Source organism: Pseudomonas sp. RW407 (genome assembly GCF_003176655.1).
In the GTDB taxonomy this organism is placed as follows: domain Bacteria; phylum Pseudomonadota; class Gammaproteobacteria; order Pseudomonadales; family Pseudomonadaceae; genus Pseudomonas; species Pseudomonas delhiensis.
In genome coordinates, this window is record NZ_QGSL01000106.1 from 1,125,409 (window position 1) to 1,145,817 (window position 20,409).

A 20,409-nucleotide genomic window follows, 5' to 3' on the forward strand; every position below is an offset into this window, starting at 1 on the left:
GCGCCGGCATGGCGGGCCGGCCGCATCGCGCGCAGACTGCCTCGCCATATCGCCACCGCGAGGGAACCGCCACCATGGTCAAGTTTCTCGACAGCCTGCCGCACCTGCTCGGCGGCCTGCTGCTGTGCGCCGCCGGCGCCAGCCAGGCCGCGCTCGAACCGCTGGACAACGAAAACCTCGGCCGCATCAGCGGCCAGGACGGCCTGAGCATCCGCGCCGACGTCATGGCGAGCATCGGCAAGGCCGCCTGGGTCGACGACGGCGGCAGCGTCTCGCTGCGCAACGTGAAGATCGACAACGGCTGCACCAGCGCCGCCGTCTGCCCGGACGGCCGCGGCGGCGCGCTGCCCCTGGGCGCCGCGCAACTGGGCCTGAGCCTGCCGGTCTTCGGCGTCGAGCTGCCGACCCTGCAGGTCGACGTGGTCCAGGGCAGCAACGGCCAGCAGCAACTGGCGCTGACCCTGCCGGACCTGACCACCATCAACAAGCAGCTCAATGCCGGCGGCCTGCCGGCGCAGACCATCCGCGTGCGCGTCGCCGGCGACCTCTACGTCGGGGAAAGCCGCCTGGGCAGCCTGGAGGTCCGCGACATCCAGGACATCAGCGGCACCATCCGCGTCTGGGGCCACTGAGCCCTAGAGCGGGGCATCGCCGCGGCGGCGGAACCAGCCGGTCAGCGACAGGCGCTCGCGGTGGGCCGGCAGCACCTCGTGGGGGAACTCGCCGGAGAGGAACAGCACCAGGCTGCCGCCCAGCGGCGGCACGTCGTCGTGGCTGCCGTCGGCGAAGTACAGGCGCAGCTCGCCGGCGTGCTCGGGCAGCCAGCCGTCGTTGAGGTAGAGCACCGCCGACACGCTGCGGCGGTCATCGTCGCGGAAGCGGTCCAGGTGTTTCTGGTAGAAGGCGCCCGGCGGGTACAGGGCGAAGTGGCACTCGAAGTCCTCCAGGCCCAGGAACAGCGCGCGGTTGAGCGCCACGCGCAACTCGTCCATCAGCCCCAGGTAGCGATCGCAGGCCACGGCCTGGCCCGGCTCCAGCCACTGGATGCGGTCGCCGCGGATGCCCTCGCGCACCGCCTGGCCGGCACCGCGCCCCACCGAGGCCGAGGCCAGCTCGCCGGCGGCGGCGCGCTTGCGGCACTCCGTGGCCAGGGCGGCGACCAGGTCCGCGGGCAGGAAGTCGCGCTGCAGCGACCAGCCCCGTTCGGCCAGGTCGTCGACGGCGTTCTGCAGGGGGGAGGAATCGGAATGCGGGTTCATGCGCTATTGTAACGCCGGCGACAAGCGCCTCGACAAGCGGGGCCGGGCTTGCCGACAATAGCCGCGGCGGATGGCCACTGTCGCCAGGAGGACCCGATTTGCGTGCACTGCTTGCCCTAGCCCTGCTGATGCTGGGCCTACCCGTCCTGGCCGACGACTACCAGCGCCTGTACCAGGCCGCCGGCTGGCCGGAACAACGCGCGCACTTCAACGATGCCCTGCACGCCGCGCAGAAGCGCTACCAGGCCAACCTGCCGCCGGCGCTGTACCAGGCCCTGGTGAACAACAGCAACCAGCGCTTCGCCCCAGCGCAGATCGATGCCCGGGCGCTGGCCGGGCTGCGCCAGAACCTGGCGGACAGCGGGCCGGCGCTGGCCTTCTTCGAATCGCCCCTGGGGCACAAGATCGCCGCCGCGGAAACCCTCGCCACCCGCAGCGACCAGCTCGCCCAGTACGCCAACGGCCTGCCGCGCCAGCAGGCCACGCCGCAGCGCCAGCAGCTCGCTCAGCGCCTGAGCCGTGCCCTGCCGGCCAGCGAAGCGGGCGCCGAGGTCAGCATGGCGCTGGCCAGCGTGGCCGCCGACAGCCTCAGCCAGATGCTCCCCGGCCTGCTCGGCCAGGGCCAGGGGCTGCTCGAAGGGCAGCGGCAGAACGTCGTGCAGCAGATCGGCGCCGACCTCGACAACACCCTGCTGTACGTCTACCGCAGCCTCTCCGACGCCGAGCTGCAGCAGTTCGCCGACTTCGCCGAGTCGCCGGCCGGCCAGGCCTACTACCAGGCCGCCCTGGCCGCGGTGAAAGCCGGGCTGGCCTCCCCCGCCAACTAGCTCAGGCGCTCGCCGAGGAAGTCGAAGTAGCGCCGGCGCAGTGCCTCGCTCTCGTTGGCCAGGTGGTGCCGCGCGCCGGTGAGCAGCAGGCACTCGATGCGCTCGAACTTCTCCTCCAGCACCCTCAGGTTGTAGCGCCAGTCCACCGTTTCGTCGGCGTCGCCCTGCACCACCAGCAGGTTGCGCGGGCTGGGCGGCGCGCCCTCGATGTGCGGGATCCAGCGCGCCAGCGCGCCCACCCAGGCGGTGGGCAGGATGCGCGGCTGCAGCGGGTCGCGATCGCGGAGGAAGGCGAGGAAGCCGGCGTCGTTGGAGTTGTCGGTGAACTTGCGCGGGATGGAGTCGACGAAGGGCCGCAGCAGCTGGTAGCTGAGCTTCGACCAGCCCCAGGCCCGCGGCCGCACCAGCGGCGCCAGCAGCAGGGTGTGGCCCAGCTCCGGGCGCGGCGCGCCGGTGAGCAGGTAGTCCAGCAGGATGGCGCCGCCGGTGCTCTGCCCGAAGAGGTGCCAGGGTTGCGGCAGGTCCAGCTGCGCCGCCGCGTCCAGCAGGCCGGCGAGCACCGCCTGGTATTCGGCGAAGTCATTGATGCTGGCTGCCGCGCCGTCGGACAGGCCGTGCCCCGGCAGGTCGCAGGCGATCACCGCCAGGCCCAGGCCCAGCGCCCAGTCGACGACATGGCCGTACAGCCCCATGTGGTCGTAGTAGCCGTGCAGCAACAGCAGGCTGCCGCGGGCCAGGGCCGGGCGCCAGGTCTGCACGGCGATGCGGTAGCCGGCGCACTCGAGATAGCCCAGGCGGCTGTCCAGGCCCGGGTAGCGGGCCGCCAGGTCGAGCCCGTAGAAGGACTGGTAGGCGGCGACCTGGCCATCGCGCCCGGCTGCGGTCAGGGGTCGCAGGCGCTGGCGCAGCAGATCGGGCTGGAAGGCTTCTGGCATCGGGGTTTTCCGCGTTTACGGTGGCACGGGGGCGAGTGCCCGGCGGCAACCGGGCCGTTCTGCCGCGGGCGGCGGCATGGCACTCTTGGGGGCTATCTTACCGGGATTCGCCATGCCTGCCCGCCGCAAGCTCATCCTCGCCAGCCTGGCCGCACTGCTCGCCGGCGCCACCCTGCTGGGCGCCTACCAGTGGTTCCAGCAGCGCTACATCCGCCCCTTCGACACCCAGCCGACGCTGTTCAGCGGCGCCGGCCTGCAGTTGCCGGCGGGGCTGGCCGGCCCCGGCGCCATCCGCCTGGTGCATTTCTGGGACCCGGCCTGCCCGTGCAACGTCGGCAACCAGCAGCACCTGGCCGAGCTGCTGGCGCGCTTCGCGCCGCTCGGCGTGCAGTTCTTCGCCGTACGGAAACCCGCCAGCCAGGGCCGCCTGCCCGCCACCCTCCAGGCCCTGCAGCCGTTGGCCATGCCGCCCGGCGCCGAGGCGCTGCCGGCAAGCCCGGCAGTGGCCATCTGGGACCGCCAGGGCCGCCTGGCCTATTTCGGCCCCTATAGCGAAGGCGCGGTGTGCAGCTCGGCCAACAGCTTCATCGAGCCGGTGCTGCAGGCCCTCGTCGACGGCCGCCCGGTGCAGGCCACCCAGACCCTCGCGCAAGGCTGCTATTGCCCCTGGCGGGCGGACAGCCGGGCGCCAGCATCTACACTTGCCGGAGCCGGCCCATGAAGGGCCGGCGCGCGACTACAAGGAGCCTCCCATGCCGCTACGCCCCACCCTCGCCCTGTGCGCCCTGCTCGCCCTGCCGCTGCTGGCCGTCGCCGACGACCAGGCGCCCAACCCCGACCAGGTGATGTCCGAGCACAAGGCCGAGATCGACAACCGCCTGGCCGACATCGACTACAAGCGCAAGCGCATCGTCGAAGCCAACATGAACCTCACCGACAAGGAAGGCGAGGCGTTCTGGCCGATCTACAACACCTACCGCAGCGAAGCCGAGAAGCTGAGCAAGCAGCACCTGGCGCTGATCCTCGACTACGCCAGGTCCTACAACACCGGCAAGGTCGCCGATGCCGACGCCAGCAAGCTGATCACGCGCGCCGAGAAGCTCCAGCAGATGCGCCTGGACCTGCGCAACCGCTACATCACGCGCATGGCCAAGGCCGTCTCGCCGACGCGCGCCATGCGCTTCCTGCAGATCGAGACACAGCTCGACGCCATGGCCCTGCTGGACGTGTCCCGCGAGATCCCGCTGGCCGAATGAACCCGGCGCGGGTCGCCTCAACGCGCCTGCGCCATCTCCCGCAAACGCCGCCGGTAGGCCTCCGGCGGCACCCCGAACCAGCGCCGGAAGGCGCGGTAGAACGGCGACAGCTCGGCGAAGCCGCAGGTCCGCGCGACCTCGCGGATGGCCACGCCTTCGGCCAGCAGCTCGGTGGCGCGCTGGCGGCGCACTTCCTCGTGCAGCTCGCGGAAGCCGCTGCCCTGCCCGGCCAGGCTGCGCTGCAGGGCCCCGGCCGGCAGCCCCAGCAGCTCGGCGCAGGCCTCCAGGGTGCAGGGCTCGCGGCCCAGGCGGTGGGCCAGCAGGTAGCGCAGGCGGTTGAGCAGGTCGTTCTCCTGCAGGCGTTGCAATTCCTCCTCGGCATGCCGGGTGAGCACGCCGTGCAAGGCAGCGTTGGCCGTGCGCGACGGACGTCGCAGCAGGGCGCGGGGGAACAGCAGGGCATCGTGTTCGCAGGCGAAGCGCGGCGTCAGCCCGAACAGCCGGCGGTGCTCGGCCAGGCGCCGGGGCGCGGCGTGGCGGAACTCGATGGCGGAACAGGCGAACTCGTCGTCGGTGACCGCCTTCAGCAGCTTGATGAACAGCAGCAGCAGGCATTCCATCTGCTGGCGCAGCGGCGGGCAGTCGCGGTAGTGGATGTCGAGCACCAGCCGCACCTGCTCGCCCTCCTCGCGCAGCTGCGCGGCCAGGCCGCCGGAAAGGATGTGCTGGAAGCGCAGGAAGCTGTGCAGCGCCTGCTCCAGGTCGCGGCTGGCGAGCAGCAGGTAGCCGACCACGTCGAGCAGGCGCGGCTTCATCGCCTCGCCCAGGTGCAGGCCGATGTCCGCGTCGCCGCTAAGCTCCGGCAGCGCCGCCCAGAACAACGGCACCTCGTCGTGCAGCAGGCGGCCGTCGGCGCTCACCGGCGCCAGGCGCACCCGGCGCAGCGCCTGGCGGTAGATGCGCGCCGGCTCCAGCCCCAGGCTGGCCAGGGCCTCGTAGAGCAGGCGGCGCAGGGTGGCCGAGTGGGTGAGTGGTGCGCGCGCAGCGGGCATGCGGCCTCCTTTTGACCGAAGACTTGCAGCTTGCGGGCGTTTGGTCAATGCAAGCGCCCGGCGCGAATGCGCAGAATCCGCGCAGAACAACAAGGAGAGCCTTGCATGAAACGTACGTTGACCGTTCTTGCCGTGCTGGTGGCGGCGGCCGCCGCCGGGGGTGCCTGGTACCTGCATGGCAAGCAGCCGACCCGCGACGGCCTGGCCGGGCTGCCGGGGCTGCAGGCCGAGGTCGAGGTGCGCTACGACGAGCGTGGCGTGCCGCACATCCGTGCGCAGAACGAAAGCGACCTGTACCGCGCGCTGGGCTACGTGCACGCCCAGGACCGGCTGTTCCAGATGGAGATGCTGCGCCGCCTGGCCAACGGCGAACTGGCCGAGGTGCTGGGGCCCAAGCTGGTGGACACCGACCGCCTGTTCCGCACCCTGCGCCTGCGCAGCCATGCCGCCGAGTACGCCGCCCGCCAGGACCGCCAGTCGCCGGCCTGGAAAGCCCTGCAGGCCTACCTGGACGGCATCAACCAGTACCAGGCCAGCCACCCGAAGCCGCTGGAGTTCGACGTGCTGGGCATCCCCAAGCGGCCGTTCACGGTGGAGGACACCCTCGCCGTGTCCGGCTACCTGGCCTACAGCTTCGCCGTGGCCCTGCGCACCGAGCCGGTGCTCACCTACATCCGCGACGACCTGGGCGCCGACTACCTGAAGGCCTTCGACCTGGCCTGGCACCCCGAGGGCGTGCTGCAGCGGCCCACCGCGCTGGCCGCCGGCGACTGGAAGGACCTCGGCGCCCTGGCGCAGATCAGCCAGCAGGCCCTGGAGGCCGCCGGCCTGCCACAGTACGAGGGCAGCAACGCCTGGGTGGTCTCCGGCAGCCGCACGCGCAGCGGCAGGCCATTGCTGGCGGGCGATCCGCACATCCGCTTCGCCGCGCCCTCGGTGTGGTACGAGGCGCAGCTCAGCGCCCCGGGCTTCGAACTCTACGGCCACCACCAGGCCCTGGTGCCCTTCGCCATGCTCGGCCACAACAAGGACTTCGGCTGGAGCCTGACCATGTTCCAGAACGACGACATGGACCTGGTGGCCGAGAAGACCAACCCGGCCAACCCCGAGCAGGTCTGGTACCACGGCCAATGGGTGGACCTCGCGCGCGAGGAGCAGAGCATCGCGGTCAAGGGCCAGGCGCCGGTCAGGCTGGTGCTGCGCAGCTCGCCCCACGGGCCGATCGTCAACGACGCCCTGGGCGCCGCCTCGGGCAAGACGCCCATCGCCATGTGGTGGGGCTTCCTGCAGACCGAGAACCCGCTGCTGGACGCCTTCTACCACCTCGACCGCGCCGACACCCTGGACAAGGCCCGCGCCGCCGCCGCGCAGATCCACGCGCCGGGGCTCAACGTGGTCTGGGCCAACACCCGCGGCGACATCGCCTGGTGGGCCTCGGCGCAGCTGCCGCGGCGCCCGGCCGGCGTCGAGCCCAACTTCATCCTCGACGGCAGCACCGCCGCGGCGGACAAGGACGGCTTCTACCCCTTCGTCGAGAACCCCCACGAGGAGAACCCGGCGCGCGGCTACATCGTCTCGGCCAACTTCCAGCCGGTGCCCGCCAACGGCCGGCCGATCCCCGGCTACTACAACCTGGCCGACCGCGGCCAGCGCCTGGACCAACGCCTGGCCGACGCCTCGGTGAAGTGGGACCTGCAGAACAGCCAGGCGCTGCAGCTGGACACCGGCACCGACTACGGCCCGCGCACCCTGGCCCCGCTGCTGCCGAGCCTGCGCCAGGTGGCGGCCGGCGACCAGGAGAAGGCACTGGTGGAGCAACTGGCGGCCTGGAAGGGCGACTACCCGCTGGACTCGGTGGCCGCCACCCTGTTCAGCCAGTTCCTCTACCAGTTGGCCTACGCCGCCATGCACGACGAGATGGGCGACGCCTTCTTCAACACCCTGCTGAGCACCCGGGCGATCGACAGCGCCTTGCCGCGGCTGGCCGCCGACGACACCTCGCCCTGGTGGGACGACCGCGGCACGGCGCAGAAGGAAAGCCGCGCGGACATCGTCAGGGCCGCCTGGCAGGCGAGCCTTGCGCACCTGCGCGACACCTTCGGCCAGGACCCGGCCAATTGGAGATGGGGCGAGGCGCACACCCTCACCCACGTGCACCCGCTGGGCATGCAGAAGCCGCTGGACCGCCTGTTCAACATCGGCCCCTTCGCCGCCCCCGGTGGCCACGAGGTGCCGAACAACCTCTCGGCGCCCATCGGCCCGGCGCCCTGGGCCGTCACCTACGGGCCCTCGACGCGGCGCCTGGTGGACTTCGCCGACCCGACCCACGCCCTGGGCATCAACCCGGTGGGCCAGAGCGGCGTGCTGTTCGACGCGCACTACAAGGACCAGGCCGAGGACTACGTCGAAGGCCGCTACCACGCCGAGCATTTCCAGCCCGACGAGGTCGCCGCCAACAGCCATGGCCTGCTCAGGCTGGTCCCGCAGGGCCGCTAGCTGGCGCCGAAAACGACGAACCCCGCGCAATGCGGGGTTCGTCGTTTCCGTGAGAAGGGACTGCGGGAGGCGCCGAAGCTCCCTGGCGCGTTATTCCCCCTAGGGATAACTGTCGGGGTGTTGTATTTGCGCACCACCTCCCGCCTGGGTGCTGTGGTAAGCACTGGCAAGTTGCCCGGGATCACGGAGGCCGACCAAGCTGCGGGGAATAGCCGGCAACCGCCAACGGACACACTGAATAGTAGTTGGCAAATGCGTGGAAGTTGCAGCGATTGACTGTCAGATTCTTCTGAGAAAACAGATTCTTCTTGCCCTTCGGCATATGTCCGCACCCCCAAAAACATGGGCCACCCGAAGGTGGCCCATGGCTTTCGCAGGCACCGGCTGCAGCCGGCCGACAAGACGACGTCAGGCGGTGGCCGGCGAACCTTTCTGCCAGTCGGTGGCCGTGGCTTCCATGGCCTCCTGGACGGCACGCTTGCGGCGCTCCTCGGCCTGGCGGGTGAAGTACCAGGCGAAGAAGGTGAACAGCGAGACGGTCAGCAGGATCAGGCTGGCCACCGCGTTGATCTCCGGCTTCACGCCCAGGCGCACGGCGGAGAACACTTCCATCGGCAGGGTGGTGGAGCCGGGGCCGGACACGAAGCTGGCCAGCACCAGGTCGTCCAGCGACAGGGCGAAGGACATCATGCCGCCGGCCGCCAGCGAAGGCGCGATCATCGGGATGGTGATCAGCAGGAACACTTTCCAGGGCTTGGCGCCCAGGTCCATGGCCGCTTCCTCGATGGACAGGTCCAGTTCACGCAGGCGCGCCGACACCACCACCGCCACGTAGGACGAGCAGAAGCTGGTGTGGGCGATCCAGATGGTGACGATGCCGCGCTCCTGCGGCCAGCCGATCAGCTGGGCCATGGCCACGAACAGCAGCAGCAGCGACAGACCGGTGATCACCTCGGGCATGACCAGCGGCGCGGTGACCATGCCGCCGAACAGCGTGCGCCCGCGGAAACGCGGGATGCGCGTCAGCACGAAGGCCGCCAGGGTGCCCAGGGCCACCGAGGAAATCGCCGTGTACACGGCGATTTCCAGGGAGCGGAACACCGAGCTGATCAGCTGGGTGTTGTCCAGCAGGCCGACGTACCACTTCACCGACCAGCCGCCCCACACCGTCACCAGCTTGGAGCCGTTGAAGGAGTAGATGACCAGGATGACCATCGGCACGTAGATGAACAGCAGGCCCAACACCAGCATGATGTTGGAGAACGACCAGCGCTTGTTCATACCTTGCCCTCCAGTTCCTTCGCTTGGTTCTTGTTGAACAGGATGATGGGCACGATGAGGATCGCCAGCATGACCACCGCCAGGGCGGATGCCACCGGCCAGTCACGGTTGTTGAAGAACTCCTGCCACAGCACCTTGCCGATCATCAGCGTCTCGGGGCCGCCGAGCAGTTCCGGGATGACGAACTCGCCCACCGCCGGGATGAACACCAGCATGCAGCCGGCGATGATGCCGTTCTTCGACAGCGGCACGGTGATCTTCCAGAAGCTGGTGAAGTTGCGCGCGCCGAGGTCGGAAGCGGCTTCCAGCAGGCTCATGTCATGCTTCACCAGGTTGGCGTACAGCGGCATCACCATGAACGGCAGGTACGAGTAGACGATACCGATGTACACCGCCAGGTTGGTGTTGAGGATGGTCAGCGGTTCGTTGATCACCCCCAGCCACATCAGGAAGCCGTTGAGCAGCCCGTTGTTGGACAGGATGCCCATCCAGGCGTACACGCGGATCAGGATCGCCGTCCAGGTCGGCATCATGATCAGCAGCAGCAGGACGGTCTGCATTTCCTTGCTGGCGCGGGCGATGGCGTAGGCCATCGGGTAGCCGATCAGCAGGCACAGGAAGGTGCTGATCGCCGCCATCTTCAGCGAGCCCAGGTAGGCATCGATGTAGAGCGGGTCGTCCGTCAGCATCAGGTAGTTGCCGAGGTTCAGCACCAGCTGCAGGGTCTGGTCGGCGTACTGGAACACTTCGGTGTACGGCGGGATGGCCACGTCCGCTGCCGCCAAGCTGATCTTCAGCACGATGGCGAAGGGCAGCAGGAAGAACAGGAACAGCCAGATGAACGGCACACCGATCACGGCGTGCCGGCCACGCGGCAGGCGCTTCATGAGCGATTTGCTGATGTTCATGATTGCAGCACCACACCGCTGTCGTCGTACCAGCTGATGTACACCGGCTGGTCCCAGGTCGGGCGCGCCACGTGGCGTTCGGCGTTGGCCATGAAGGCCTGGACGATCATCCCCGAGGCCAGCTTGATGTAGTACACCGAGTGGCCGCCGAGGTAGGCGATGTCGTAGACGGTGCCCTGGGCCCAGTTGAAGCCCTCGTGCTCGAGGTTCTCCGGCTTCTGCGCGGAAACCATGACCTTCTCCGGACGCAGCGCGTAGGTGATGCGCTTGTCTTCGGCACGGGTGCTGATGCCGTGGCCGATGTAGATCGGGTTCTCCAGCTGCGGGCAGGCGATCACCGCGTGGTCCTGCACGTCCTCGACCAGTTGGCCGTCGAACATGTTGACGTTGCCGATGAACTCGCAGATCAGGCGGCTGGCCGGGGTCTCGTAGATGTCCATCGGGCTGCCGATCTGCTCGATGCAACCCAGGTGCATGATGGCGATGCGCTGGGCCATGGTCATGGCCTCTTCCTGGTCGTGGGTCACCATCACGCAGGTCACGCCGACGCGCTCGATGATCTCCACCAGCTCCAGCTGCATCTGCGAACGCAGCTTCTTGTCCAGGGCGCCCATGGGCTCGTCGAGCAGCAGCAGCTTCGGCCGCTTGGCCAGCGAACGGGCCAGGGCCACGCGCTGGCGCTGGCCGCCGGACAGCTGGTGCGGCTTGCGCTTGGCGTACTGGGTCATCTGCACCAGCTTGAGCATCTCCTCGACGATCTTGTCGATCTCGGCCTTGGGCAGGCCGTCCTGCTTCAGGCCGAAGGCGATGTTCTGCGCCACCGACATGTGCGGGAAGAGCGCATAGGACTGGAACATCATGTTGATCGGCCGCTCGTAGGGCGGCAGGTCGGTGATGTCCTGGCCGTCCAGGAAGATGCGACCTTCGGTCGGCCGCTCGAAGCCGGCCAGCATGCGCAACAGGGTGGATTTACCGGAACCGGAACCGCCGAGCAATGCGAAGATCTCGCCCTTCTTGATGGTCAGGGAAACACTGTCCACCGCAAGGGTTTCGTCGAACTGCTTGGTGACCCGGTCGATTTTTACCAACACCTCTTTGGGCTGCTGGTCGCCCGCGAGGGCTTTCTTGTAGGCACCGGAGGCTATAGCCATTACCACAACTCCCAACTTTTAGACGCCCGGCCCCCGCGGCCGGGCGTACTCGGATTGCTTACTTGCCGGACTTGATCTTGGTCCAGGAACGGGTCATGAGGCGCAGGATCTTCGGCGGCAACTCGTGCTGCACGAAGAGCTTGTCGAGTACCTCCTGAGGTGGGTACACCTCGGGATTGTCGCGCACGGACTCATCCATGAATTCGCCAGCCTTGGGGTTCGGGTTGGCGTAACCGACGTAATCGCTGACCTTGGCGATCACCTCGGGCTTGAGCAGGTAGTTGATGAAGGCGTGGGCCTGCTTGGGGTTCGAGGCGTCCTTGGGGATCGCCAGGATGTCGAACCACAGGTTGGCACCTTCCTTGGGGATCGCATAGGCGATGTTCACGCCCTTGCCGGCTTCCTTGGCGCGGTTGGCGGCCTGGAACACGTCGCCGGAGAACCCGGCGGCGACGCAGATGTTGCCGTTGGCCAGGTCCGAGATGTACTTGGAGGAATGGAAATAGGTGACGTACGGGCGTACCGCCATCAGCTTGGCCTCGGCCTTCTCGTAGTCGGCCGGGTTGGTGCTGTTGGGGTCCAGGCCCAGGTACTTGAGCACGGCCGGCACCATTTCGTCGCCCGAATCGAGGAAGGCGACGCCGCACTGGCTGAGCTTCTTCATGTTCTCGGGCTCGAAGAGCACGGCCCAGGAGTCGATCTTGTCGACGCCGAGCACGGCCTTGACCTTGTCGACGTTGTAGCCGATGCCGTTGGTGCCCCACAGGTACGGCACGCCGTACAGGTTGCCCGGGTCGTTGGCTTCCAGCTGCTTCATCAGCTTGGGATCGAGATTCTTCCAGTTCGGCAGCTGGCTCTTGTCCAGCTTCTGGAAGGCACCGGCCTTGATCTGGCGGCCGAGGAAGTGGTTGGACGGCACCACGATGTCGTAACCGGTGCGGCCGGCCAGCAGCTTGCCTTCGAGGGTTTCGTTGGAGTCGAAGACGTCGTACACCGGCTTGATGCCGGTTTCCTTCTCGAAATCGGCCAGGGTGGTCTCGCCGATGTAGTCGCTCCAGTTGTAGATGTGGACGGTCGGCTCGGCCTGCGCCACGGCGGCGCCCAGGCCCAACGTTGAGATGGCGGCGATCAGGGTATTGCGGAAGGGAATTCGCACACGTCGGTCCTCTCGTTGTTATGAAGCTTCTTTGTCTGGTTGGCTTTTTTACAGCTTGTTCAGGGCCTTCCGTGGCGCGCACGAGCGCTAAATGCAGCCCGGTCGGAAACGAGAGCGCTGCAACCAACGGTCATCCCACTGCAGATGATCCGTGTGTTCCGGAAGGCGGCAGCGGCGCCACCGCTTTCCGCAAGGGCCCGGCCGTTCGGGACGAGCGGCCGGGCCATGCCGTCACTTGCCGGACTTGATGGTGGTCCAGCTGCGCGTCATCAGGCGCTGGGTCTTCGCCGGCAGGTCCGGGAAGGCGTACAGCTTCTTCATGACCTCGTCGCTCGGGTAGATGCCCGGGTCGTTACGGATTTCCTCGTTCACCAGCGGAGTGGCCGCGGCGTTGGCGTTCGGGTAGGAGACGGTGTCGGAGATCTCGGCGATCACCTTCGGCTCGAGCAGGAAGTTGATCCACTTCAGCGCGCCTTCGGGGTTCTCGGAGTCCTTCGGAATGGCCACGGTGTCGAAGAAGGCGCCGGCGCCTTCCTTCGGAATGTGGTAGGCCACCTTCACGTTGTTCTTGGCTTCCACCGCGCGGGACTTGGCCTGGTAGATGTCACCCGAGTAGCCGATGGCCACGCAGATGTTGCCGTTGGCCAGGTCCGAGATGTACTTGGAGGAGTGGAAGTAGGTGATGTACGGGCGGATCTTCAGGAACAGGTCCTCGGCGGCCTTGATTTCCTTCGGGTCCTGGCTGTCCGGCTTGTAGCCCAGGTAGTGCAGGGCCGCCGGCAGCATCTCGGTGGGCGAGTCGAGGAAGCTCACGCCGCATTGCTTCAGCTTCTGGATGTTCTCGGGCTTGAACACCAGGTCCCAGGAATCCACCGGGGCGTTGTCGCCCAGCGCGGCCTTGACCTTGTCCGGGTTGTAGCCGATGCCGATGGTGCCCCACATGTAGGGGATGGCGAACTTGTTGCCCGGGTCGCTGACCTCGAGGGTCTTCATGATGTCCGGGTTGAGGTTCTTCCAGTTCGGCAGCTTGGAACGGTCCAGCGGCTGGTAGACGCCGGCCTTGATCTGCTTGGCCAGGAAGGAGTTCGACGGCACCACCACGTCGTAGCCCGACTTGCCGGCCAGCAGCTTGGCCTCCAGCACTTCGTTGCTGTCGTAGACGTCGTAGACCACCTTGATGCCGGTGGCCTTGGTGAACTCGTCAACCGTGTTCGGGGCGATGTAGTCGGACCAGTTGTAAACGTGCAGTACCTTGTCATCGGCCTGTGCCATGCCGGCCACAGCGCCCGCCAGAGTCATGGCGAGCAGGGTCTTGCCGAAGGTCTTGAACATGCGGGTAGCTCCAATTGTTTTTGATGTTCCGGGTGGCGTCGGCGGCTTCCCGCCTTCACCACCCGGTGAGCCTGGCCAACGCACAGGCGCAGTCTGTCAAAGGTCCGGTGAAAGACTCAAGACAGCGCTACGGCGGCGGTTTGATCGAGGCACTTGCGCGCCAGGGTGATCAACTCGTCGATCTCCGGCTTGGTGATGACCAGCGGCGGCGAAATAATCATAGTGTCTCCCACCGCGCGCATGATCAGGCCGTTGCGGAAGCAGTGCTCGCGGCACAGCATGCCGACGCCGTTCTCGAAGCGCTCGCGGGTCTTCTTGTTCTTCACCAGCTCCAGCGCGGCCACCATGCCGACGCCGCGGGCCTCGCCCACCAGCGGGTGGTCGGCCAGCTCCTGCCAGCGCTTCTGCAAGTAGGGTGCCGTTTCCGCCTTCACGGTCTCGACGATCTTCTCCTCGCGCAGGATGCGGATGTTCTCCAGGGCCACCGCTGCGGCCACGGGGTGACCAGAGTAAGTGAAGCCGTGGTAGAACTCGCCACCCTCATTCAGGGTATCGACGATCTCGTCGCGGACGATTACGCCGCCCATGGGGATGTAGCCGCTGGTCAGGCCCTTGGCGATCGGCATCAGGTCCGGGGCGTTGCCGTAGTACTGGCTGCCGAACCACTCGCCGGTACGGCCGAAGCCGCAGATGACTTCGTCGGCGATGAACAGGATCTCGTACTTGGCGAGGATCTCGCGGATCTTCGGCCAGTAGGTTTCCGGCGGGACGATCACGCCACCGGCGCCCTGGATCGGCTCGGCGATGAAGGCGGCGACGTTCGCCTCGCCGACTTCGAGAATCTTCTTCTCCAGTTGCTCGGCGGCCCAGACGCCGAACTCTTCCGCCGACATGTCGCCGCCCTCGCCGTACCAGTAGGGCTGGGCGATGTGCACGATGCCCGGGATCGGCAGGTCGCCCTGGCCGTGCAGGGCCTTCATGCCGCCGAGGCTGACGCCGGCGACGGTGGAGCCGTGGTAGCCGTTCCAGCGGCCAATGACCACCTTCTTCTGCGGCTTGCCCTTGATCGACCAGTAGTGGCGGACCATGCGCAGCACGGTGTCGTTGGACTCCGAGCCGGAGCCGGTGAAGAACACGTGGTTCATGCCTTCGGGGGCGATGTCGGCGATGGCCTTGGCCAGTTCCAGCACGGGCGGGTGCGCGGTCTGGAAGAACAGGTTGTAGTAGGGCAGCTCGAGCATCTGCTTGTAGGCGACCTCGGCGAGCTCCTTGCGACCATAGCCGACGTTCATGCACCACAGGCCGGCCATGCCATCGAGGATCTTGTTGCCCTCGCTGTCCCACAGGTACACGCCCTCGGCCTTGGTGATGATGCGCGCACCCTTCTCGTTCAGCTGCTTGTAGTCGGTGAACGGAGCCAGGTGGTGTTCGCGGCTGAGCGCCTGCCAGTGTTGGGTCTGGGCGCTGGTCTGTTTCGTCATTTTGGTAAAACCTCTCTGTAATGAACACGGGGCCCGGCCGGCAGGGCCGGACCCCACGCCGATCAGACGGACAGCAGGAGGAACTCCCGCTCCCAGGAACTGATCACCCGCTTGAAGTTCTCGTGTTCGGCACGTTTCACCGCGACGTAGCCGCGGATGAACTTGCTGCCCAGGTACTGTTCAAGGGTCTTGCTGCCTTCCATGGTTTCCAGTGCCGCCTCGATGGTCAGCGGCAGGCGCAGGTTACGTCGTTCGTAGCCGCGGCCCTTGACCTGGGCACTGGGTCTGATGCCTTCGACCATGCCGATGTAGCCGCACAGCAGGCTGGCGGCCAGGGCCAGGTACGGGTTGGCGTCGGCGCCGGCCAAGCGGTTTTCCACGCGGCGGTTCTCCGGGTTGGAATCCGGCACGCGCAGGCCCACGGTACGGTTCTCCTCGCCCCACTCGACGTTCACCGGCGCCGAGGTGTCGGGCAGGAAGCGGCGGAACGAGTTGACGTTCGGGGCGAACAGCGGCAGGGCCTCGGGGATGAAGCGTTGCAGGCCGCCGACGTGGTGCAGGAACAGCTCGCTCATGGTGCCGTCGGCATTGGAGAAGATGTTCTTGCCGGTCTTGATGTCGATGATGCTCTGGTGCAGGTGCATGGCGCTGCCCGGCTCGCCGGTCATCGGCTTGGCCATGAAGGTCGCGGCCACGTTGTGCTTGAGTGCGGCCTCGCGCATGGTGCGCTTGAACACCAGGATCTGGTCGGCCAGGTCCAGGGCATCGCCGTGACGGAAGTTGATTTCCATCTGCGCGGTGCCTTCCTCGTGGATCAGGGTGTCCAGGTCCAGGCCCTGCGCCTCGCACCAGTCGTACATGTCCTCGAACAGCGGGTCGAATTCGTTCGCCGCGTCGATGGAGAAGGACTGGCGGCCGGTTTCCTGGCGCCCGGAACGGCCCACGGGGGCCTGCAGCGGGTAGTCGGGGTCGTCGCTGCGCTTGGTCAGGTAGAACTCCATCTCCGGCGCCACGATGGGCTTCCAGCCCTTGTCGGCGTAGAGCTTGAGCACGCGCTTCAAGATATTGCGCGGCGACAGCTCGATGGGGTTGCCGAGCTTGTCGTAGGTGTCGTGGATGACCATCGCGGTGGGCTCGATGGCCCAGGGGACGAGGAACACGGCATTCTCGTCCGGGCGGCAGACCATGTCGATGTCCGCCGGGTCCAGCAGGTCGTAGTAGATGTCGTCCTCGACGTAATCACCGGTCACGGTCTGCAGGAGCACGGACTCCGGCAGGCGCATGCCCTTCTCGTTGAGGAATTTGTTGGTCGGCGCGATCTTGCCCCGGGCAATCCCGGTCAGGTCGGCGATCATGCATTCCACTTCGGTGATCTTGCGTTCCTTCAGCCAGCCGGTCAGCTGGTCTAGCTTGGTAGTCATAAAGACCTCAGGGTGTGAGAGCCCGGCCCCAACCGCCGGGCTCAACGTTGCCCCGCCCTCTTGCTGCAGGCTTTGCCGAATGCCTGGAAGATGGCGAGATAGTTGGGATTGGATCGGACCTGCCACTCCGGGTGCCACTGCACGCCGAGGGCGAAGGCCCTGGCACCTTCTACGGAGAAGGCTTCGACCAACCCGTCAGGCGCCAGTGCTTCTACGCGAAGGCCCGGCGCCAGACGTGCAACGCCTTGGCCATGAATGGAATTGACCTGGATCTGCGCCGGCAAGCCGATGCCGGCGAGAACGCCGCCCGGCTGCACGTCGACGACGTGGCGCGGGGCGTACTGCACCTCGACCGGCTCGTCGTCCGGCTCGCGGTGGTCCATGAATCCTGAAGTATCGTGCACCTTCTGGTGCAGCGTGCCGCCGAGAGCCACGTTGATCTCCTGGAAACCGCGGCAGATGCCGAGTACCGGCACGCCAGCGGCGATCGCAGCGCGAATGAGCGGCAGTGTAGTAGCGTCTCGGGCGATGTCATGCAAAGTGCCTGCATCGCTCGCGGGCCCACTATAATGATGAGGCTCGACGTTCGACGGTGATCCGCTGAACAGCAGCCCATCGAGGCTGGAGAGCAAGGTGTCCTGGTCGAGAGCCTCGCCCAGGGCGGGAATGATCAACGGTAGACCATTGGCCCCGGCCACCACGGCGCTGACGTATTTGTCGCCGACGGTATGGCTGGTTTTATGACCGACTTGCCTGACGCAGGCGGTCACGCCTATTAACGGCAGGCGAGACATGGGACACCCGTGCTTGTAAGTGTTATGGGTTGCGACCGAGCTTAGCGCTGTTCATTTTTTTACACAATAGTCCTGTAAAAAATCGCACACGCCTCGCTGAACATCCCATGACAACACGCTTTCACGGCCCCTGAGACAAGCCGAAATGCCCCAGAAATGGCCACCTTGCACCATAAGCGGGCAGGAAGTGGCGCTATTGACATCAACAGGCCTTTCGGATTGACTCACACCCTAGCCCCCGAATGATTGATATTTTTAACAATAAAGGTGTTGCACCATGTCGGTACCCCCGAGTGCCGTTCCGCTCTCAGAAGCGACCGAGTTCCTGAAGGAACACCCCGAGGTCCAGTTCGTCGACCTCCTTATTGCAGATATGAATGGCGTGGTTCGCGGCAAGCGCATCGAGCGCACCAACCTGCCGAAAGTCTACGAGAAAGGCATCAATCTCCCCGCTTCGCTGTTTGCCCTCGACATCACTGGCTCCACCGTTGAAAGCACCGGCCTTGGCCTGGACATTGGCGACGCCGACCGTGTCTGCTATCCCATCCCCGACACCATAGCCATGGAACCCTGGCAGAAGCGCCCGACCGCGCAACTGCTGATGACCATGCATGAAATGGAAGGCGCGCCCTTCTTCGCCGACCCGCGTGAAGTCCTGCGCCAGGTCATCCAGAAATTCACCGACATCGGCCTGAGCATAGTCGCGGCCTTCGAACTGGAGTTCTACCTGATCGACCAGGAGAACGTGAACGGCCGTCCGCAGCCGCCGCGTTCGCCCATCTCCGGCAAGCGCCCGCAATCGGTACAGGTCTACTCCATCGACGACCTCGACGAGTATGCCGACTGCCTGCAGGACATCATCGACGGCGCCCGCGCCCAGGGCATCCCGGCCGACGCCATCGTCAAGGAAAGCGCCCCGGCGCAGTTCGAGGTCAACCTCCACCACGTCAACGATGCGCTCAAGGCCTGCGACTACGCGGTGCTGCTCAAGCGCCTGATCAAGAACGTGGCATACGACCACGAGATGGACTCGACCTTCATGGCCAAGCCCTACCCGGGCCAGGCCGGCAACGGTCTGCACGTTCACGTGTCGCTGCTGGACAAGGACGGCAAGAACATCTTCGCCAGCGAGGATCCCGAGCAGAACGCCGCGTTGCGTCACGCGATCGGCGGTGTGCTCGAGACCCTGCCGGCCTCCATGGCCTTCCTCTGCCCGAACGTCAACTCCTACCGCCGTTTCGGCTCGGCCTTCTTCGTGCCGAACGCGCCGAGCTGGGGCCTGGACAACCGTACCGTGGCCCTGCGCGTGCCCACCGGCGCGGCGGAAGCGGTACGCCTGGAACACCGGGTAGCCGGCGCGGACGCCAACCCCTACCTGCTGCTGGCCGCGGTCCTCGCCGGCGTCCACCACGGCCTGACCAACAAGGTCGAGCCGGGCGCGCCCATCGAGGGCAACGCCTACGAGCAACTGGAGCAGAGCCTGCCGAACAACCTGCGCGATGCCCTGCGCGAGCTGGACGACAGCGACGTGATGAACAAGTACATCAGCCCCGAGTACATCGACATCTTCGTCGCGTGCAAGGAACACGAGCTGCAGGAGTTCGAGTATTCGATCTCCGACCTCGAGTACAACTGGTACCTGCACACCGTATAGGAAACGCCCCGGACAACGCCGGCCCCGCGCCGGCGTTCGTCCGATCGCCTTGCCCGCCGGGCGGCCGCAGTGCACGACTGCGCCATGCCTTCCCGGCCGGGCGGGCTTACCTCGCCTCACCCTGCTCTGCCGCTCCACGCTGCAACCAAGCCCCGGAATGGCCGCCGGCCGTCCATGCTGTGCCTTGACATACAGGGAGAATGCCAATGCCACGCCTGCTCGCCCCGCTGTTGCTGCTGCTCTGCCCACTGTTCGCCCAGGCCGAGGACGTCATCCGCGTCTACAACTGGAACGACTACATCGCCCCGGAAGCGCTCAAGGATTTCGAGAAGGCCAGCGGCGTCCGTGTCGAGTACCACACCTACAGCACCGCCGAGGAACTGAAACAGGCGCTGCACTCCGGCGAGAAGATCGACGTCGCCGTCCCCTCCCACAACGACCTGCCGCAGCTGATCAAGGACAAGCTGATCCAGCCGCTGGACTTCACCCGCCTGCCCAACCGCAGCCACCTCGACCCGCAACTGATGAGCAAGCTGGCCGCCGTCGACCCCGACAACCGCCATGCCGTGCCCTACCTGTGGGGCGCCGTGGGCCTGGCGGTGAACCAGCCGCAGGCCGAGAAGGCCCTGGGCGGGCCGGTGCCGGACAGCTGGGGCCTGCTGTTCGACCCGCAATACAGCGCGCGCCTGAAGAGCTGCGGCATGAGCCTGCTGGACGCGCCCGACGAGACCTTCTCGGTGCTGATGAACTACCAGGGGCGCAACTTCGCCCGCAGCGCGCCGACGCAGATCCGCCGCGCAGGCCAGGTGCTCGCGGCGCTGCGCCCGAACCTGCGCTACATCGATAGCGAGCGCTACATCCAGGACCTCAACGACGGCAAGCTGTGCGTGGCCATGGCCTGGGTCGGCGACGCCCTGCACGCGGCCCGCGCCGGGCAGCCGGTGCACTTCGTGGTGCCGCAGGAAGGCTCGGTGCTGTTCATCGACAACCTGGTGGTGCCCAGCAGCGCCCAGCACCCGGACCTGGCCCTGCGCTTCATCGACTTCATGCTGCAGCCGAAGGTCGCCGCCCAGGTCACCGCCGCCACCCTCTACCCGAACGCCAACGTCGACGCCGCGGCCTTCCTCGACGCCGAACTGCGCCAGCAGCCGGGCCTGTACCCGGACCAGGAGACCAAGCGCCGCCTGTTCGCCCTGGAAATCGCCCCGGAAAAGACCGCCCCGGTGCTCAAGGAAACCTGGGACAAGCTGCTGGCCGACCACTGACGGCCAGCGGCGCGCCGCCACGCCACGGCGGCGCCAAGCCTGCGAACTTGCTCCGGGCGCCTGAGCTGAAGTCCAATAGCCGCTCATGCCCGGAGAACCCCATGCCCGCCCCCACCAGCTCCCGCAAGCCCCGCGCCAGCA

Annotated in this window: 18 protein-coding genes; 7 read left to right on the top strand and 11 right to left on the bottom strand. The window is 66.8% G+C overall.

The window, feature by feature from the left end:
* Nucleotides 1-74: 74 nt before the first annotated feature.
* On the top strand, nucleotides 75-632 hold the full coding sequence (locus DK254_RS21845) for a DUF6160 family protein (protein WP_109935443.1): 558 nt from the start codon (nucleotides 75-77) through the stop codon (nucleotides 630-632).
* Nucleotides 633-635: 3 nt separating this feature from the next.
* Here the strand turns inward: DK254_RS21845 and DK254_RS21850 are convergent, their stop codons facing one another.
* Nucleotides 636-1,259 (bottom strand): 2OG-Fe(II) oxygenase, encoded by a 624-nt coding sequence (locus DK254_RS21850; RefSeq protein ID WP_109935444.1) that lies wholly within the window; start codon nucleotides 1,257-1,259, stop codon nucleotides 636-638.
* 98 nt (nucleotides 1,260-1,357) lie between these two features.
* Between DK254_RS21850 and DK254_RS21855 the strand changes: the two genes are divergently transcribed.
* Nucleotides 1,358-2,086, top strand: a complete 729-nt coding sequence (locus DK254_RS21855) for a hypothetical protein (protein WP_109935445.1) — start codon at nucleotides 1,358-1,360, stop codon at nucleotides 2,084-2,086.
* Here the strand turns inward: DK254_RS21855 and DK254_RS21860 are convergent.
* Nucleotides 2,083-3,021, bottom strand: coding sequence for an alpha/beta hydrolase (locus tag DK254_RS21860; RefSeq protein WP_109935446.1), 939 nt, complete (start codon nucleotides 3,019-3,021; stop codon nucleotides 2,083-2,085). The two genes, DK254_RS21855 and DK254_RS21860, sit on opposite strands and share 4 nt — an antisense overlap.
* Before the next feature lie 112 nt (nucleotides 3,022-3,133).
* Here DK254_RS21860 and DK254_RS21865 point away from each other — a divergent pair, with 112 nt between their 5' ends.
* Nucleotides 3,134-3,742 (top strand): DUF6436 domain-containing protein, encoded by a 609-nt coding sequence (locus tag DK254_RS21865; RefSeq protein WP_109935447.1) that lies wholly within the window; start codon nucleotides 3,134-3,136, stop codon nucleotides 3,740-3,742.
* 31 nt (nucleotides 3,743-3,773) lie between these two features.
* Entirely contained in the window at nucleotides 3,774-4,277 is a 504-nt protein-coding gene (locus DK254_RS21870) for a transcriptional regulator (RefSeq protein ID WP_109935448.1), read from the top strand.
* Between the two features lie 17 nt (nucleotides 4,278-4,294).
* Here the strand turns inward: DK254_RS21870 and DK254_RS21875 are convergent, their stop codons facing one another.
* Complete coding sequence (locus DK254_RS21875) at nucleotides 4,295-5,329, bottom strand: AraC family transcriptional regulator (RefSeq protein WP_109935449.1); 1,035 nt, start codon at nucleotides 5,327-5,329, stop codon at nucleotides 4,295-4,297.
* A gap of 105 nt (nucleotides 5,330-5,434) precedes the next feature.
* Here DK254_RS21875 and DK254_RS21880 point away from each other — a divergent pair, with 105 nt between their 5' ends.
* Nucleotides 5,435-7,825 carry a penicillin acylase family protein gene (locus DK254_RS21880; protein WP_109935450.1) on the top strand — a complete coding sequence of 797 codons (2,391 nt, stop codon included), beginning with the start codon at nucleotides 5,435-5,437 and terminating at the stop codon, nucleotides 7,823-7,825.
* A gap of 408 nt (nucleotides 7,826-8,233) precedes the next feature.
* On the opposite strand, the gene DK254_RS21885 is transcribed toward DK254_RS21880, so the two are convergent.
* The 8 genes from DK254_RS21885 to DK254_RS21920 all read right to left on the bottom strand — a co-directional run bounded on the left by DK254_RS21885 (nucleotide 8,234) and on the right by DK254_RS21920 (nucleotide 17,349).
* Nucleotides 8,234-9,106 (bottom strand): ABC transporter permease subunit, encoded by an 873-nt coding sequence (locus DK254_RS21885; RefSeq protein ID WP_109935451.1) that lies wholly within the window; start codon nucleotides 9,104-9,106, stop codon nucleotides 8,234-8,236.
* Nucleotides 9,103-9,984, bottom strand: a complete 882-nt coding sequence (locus tag DK254_RS21890) for an ABC transporter permease subunit (RefSeq protein ID WP_173427895.1) — start codon at nucleotides 9,982-9,984, stop codon at nucleotides 9,103-9,105. The genes DK254_RS21885 and DK254_RS21890 overlap by 4 nt, the downstream gene beginning before the upstream one ends.
* Nucleotides 9,985-10,010: 26 nt before the next feature.
* Nucleotides 10,011-11,165, bottom strand: a complete 1,155-nt coding sequence (locus DK254_RS21895) for an ABC transporter ATP-binding protein (RefSeq protein WP_074980346.1) — start codon at nucleotides 11,163-11,165, stop codon at nucleotides 10,011-10,013.
* A 58-nt stretch (nucleotides 11,166-11,223) separates the two neighbouring features.
* Nucleotides 11,224-12,297: a polyamine ABC transporter substrate-binding protein gene (locus DK254_RS21900; RefSeq protein WP_256595942.1), complete on the bottom strand. Its 1,074-nt coding sequence runs from the start codon at nucleotides 12,295-12,297 to the stop codon at nucleotides 11,224-11,226.
* A 255-nt stretch (nucleotides 12,298-12,552) separates the two neighbouring features.
* Complete coding sequence (locus tag DK254_RS21905) at nucleotides 12,553-13,653, bottom strand: polyamine ABC transporter substrate-binding protein (RefSeq protein ID WP_089390841.1); 1,101 nt, start codon at nucleotides 13,651-13,653, stop codon at nucleotides 12,553-12,555.
* A gap of 116 nt (nucleotides 13,654-13,769) precedes the next feature.
* Nucleotides 13,770-15,134 (bottom strand): aspartate aminotransferase family protein, encoded by a 1,365-nt coding sequence (locus tag DK254_RS21910; RefSeq protein ID WP_109935453.1) that lies wholly within the window; start codon nucleotides 15,132-15,134, stop codon nucleotides 13,770-13,772.
* Nucleotides 15,135-15,196: 62 nt separating this feature from the next.
* Nucleotides 15,197-16,555, bottom strand: a complete 1,359-nt coding sequence (locus DK254_RS21915; RefSeq protein WP_109935454.1) for a glutamine synthetase family protein — start codon at nucleotides 16,553-16,555, stop codon at nucleotides 15,197-15,199.
* Nucleotides 16,556-16,596: 41 nt separating this feature from the next.
* On the bottom strand, nucleotides 16,597-17,349 hold the full coding sequence (locus DK254_RS21920; protein ID WP_109935455.1) for a gamma-glutamyl-gamma-aminobutyrate hydrolase family protein: 753 nt from the start codon (nucleotides 17,347-17,349) through the stop codon (nucleotides 16,597-16,599).
* A gap of 277 nt (nucleotides 17,350-17,626) precedes the next feature.
* Here DK254_RS21920 and DK254_RS21925 point away from each other — a divergent pair, with 277 nt between their 5' ends.
* Together DK254_RS21925 and DK254_RS21930 are read left to right on the top strand one after the other, a co-directional pair.
* Complete coding sequence (locus DK254_RS21925) at nucleotides 17,627-19,003, top strand: glutamine synthetase family protein (protein WP_109935456.1); 1,377 nt, start codon at nucleotides 17,627-17,629, stop codon at nucleotides 19,001-19,003.
* 206 nt (nucleotides 19,004-19,209) lie between these two features.
* On the top strand, nucleotides 19,210-20,268 hold the full coding sequence (locus tag DK254_RS21930) for a polyamine ABC transporter substrate-binding protein (protein WP_109935457.1): 1,059 nt from the start codon (nucleotides 19,210-19,212) through the stop codon (nucleotides 20,266-20,268).
* The last annotated feature ends 141 nt before the right edge of the window (nucleotides 20,269-20,409 follow it).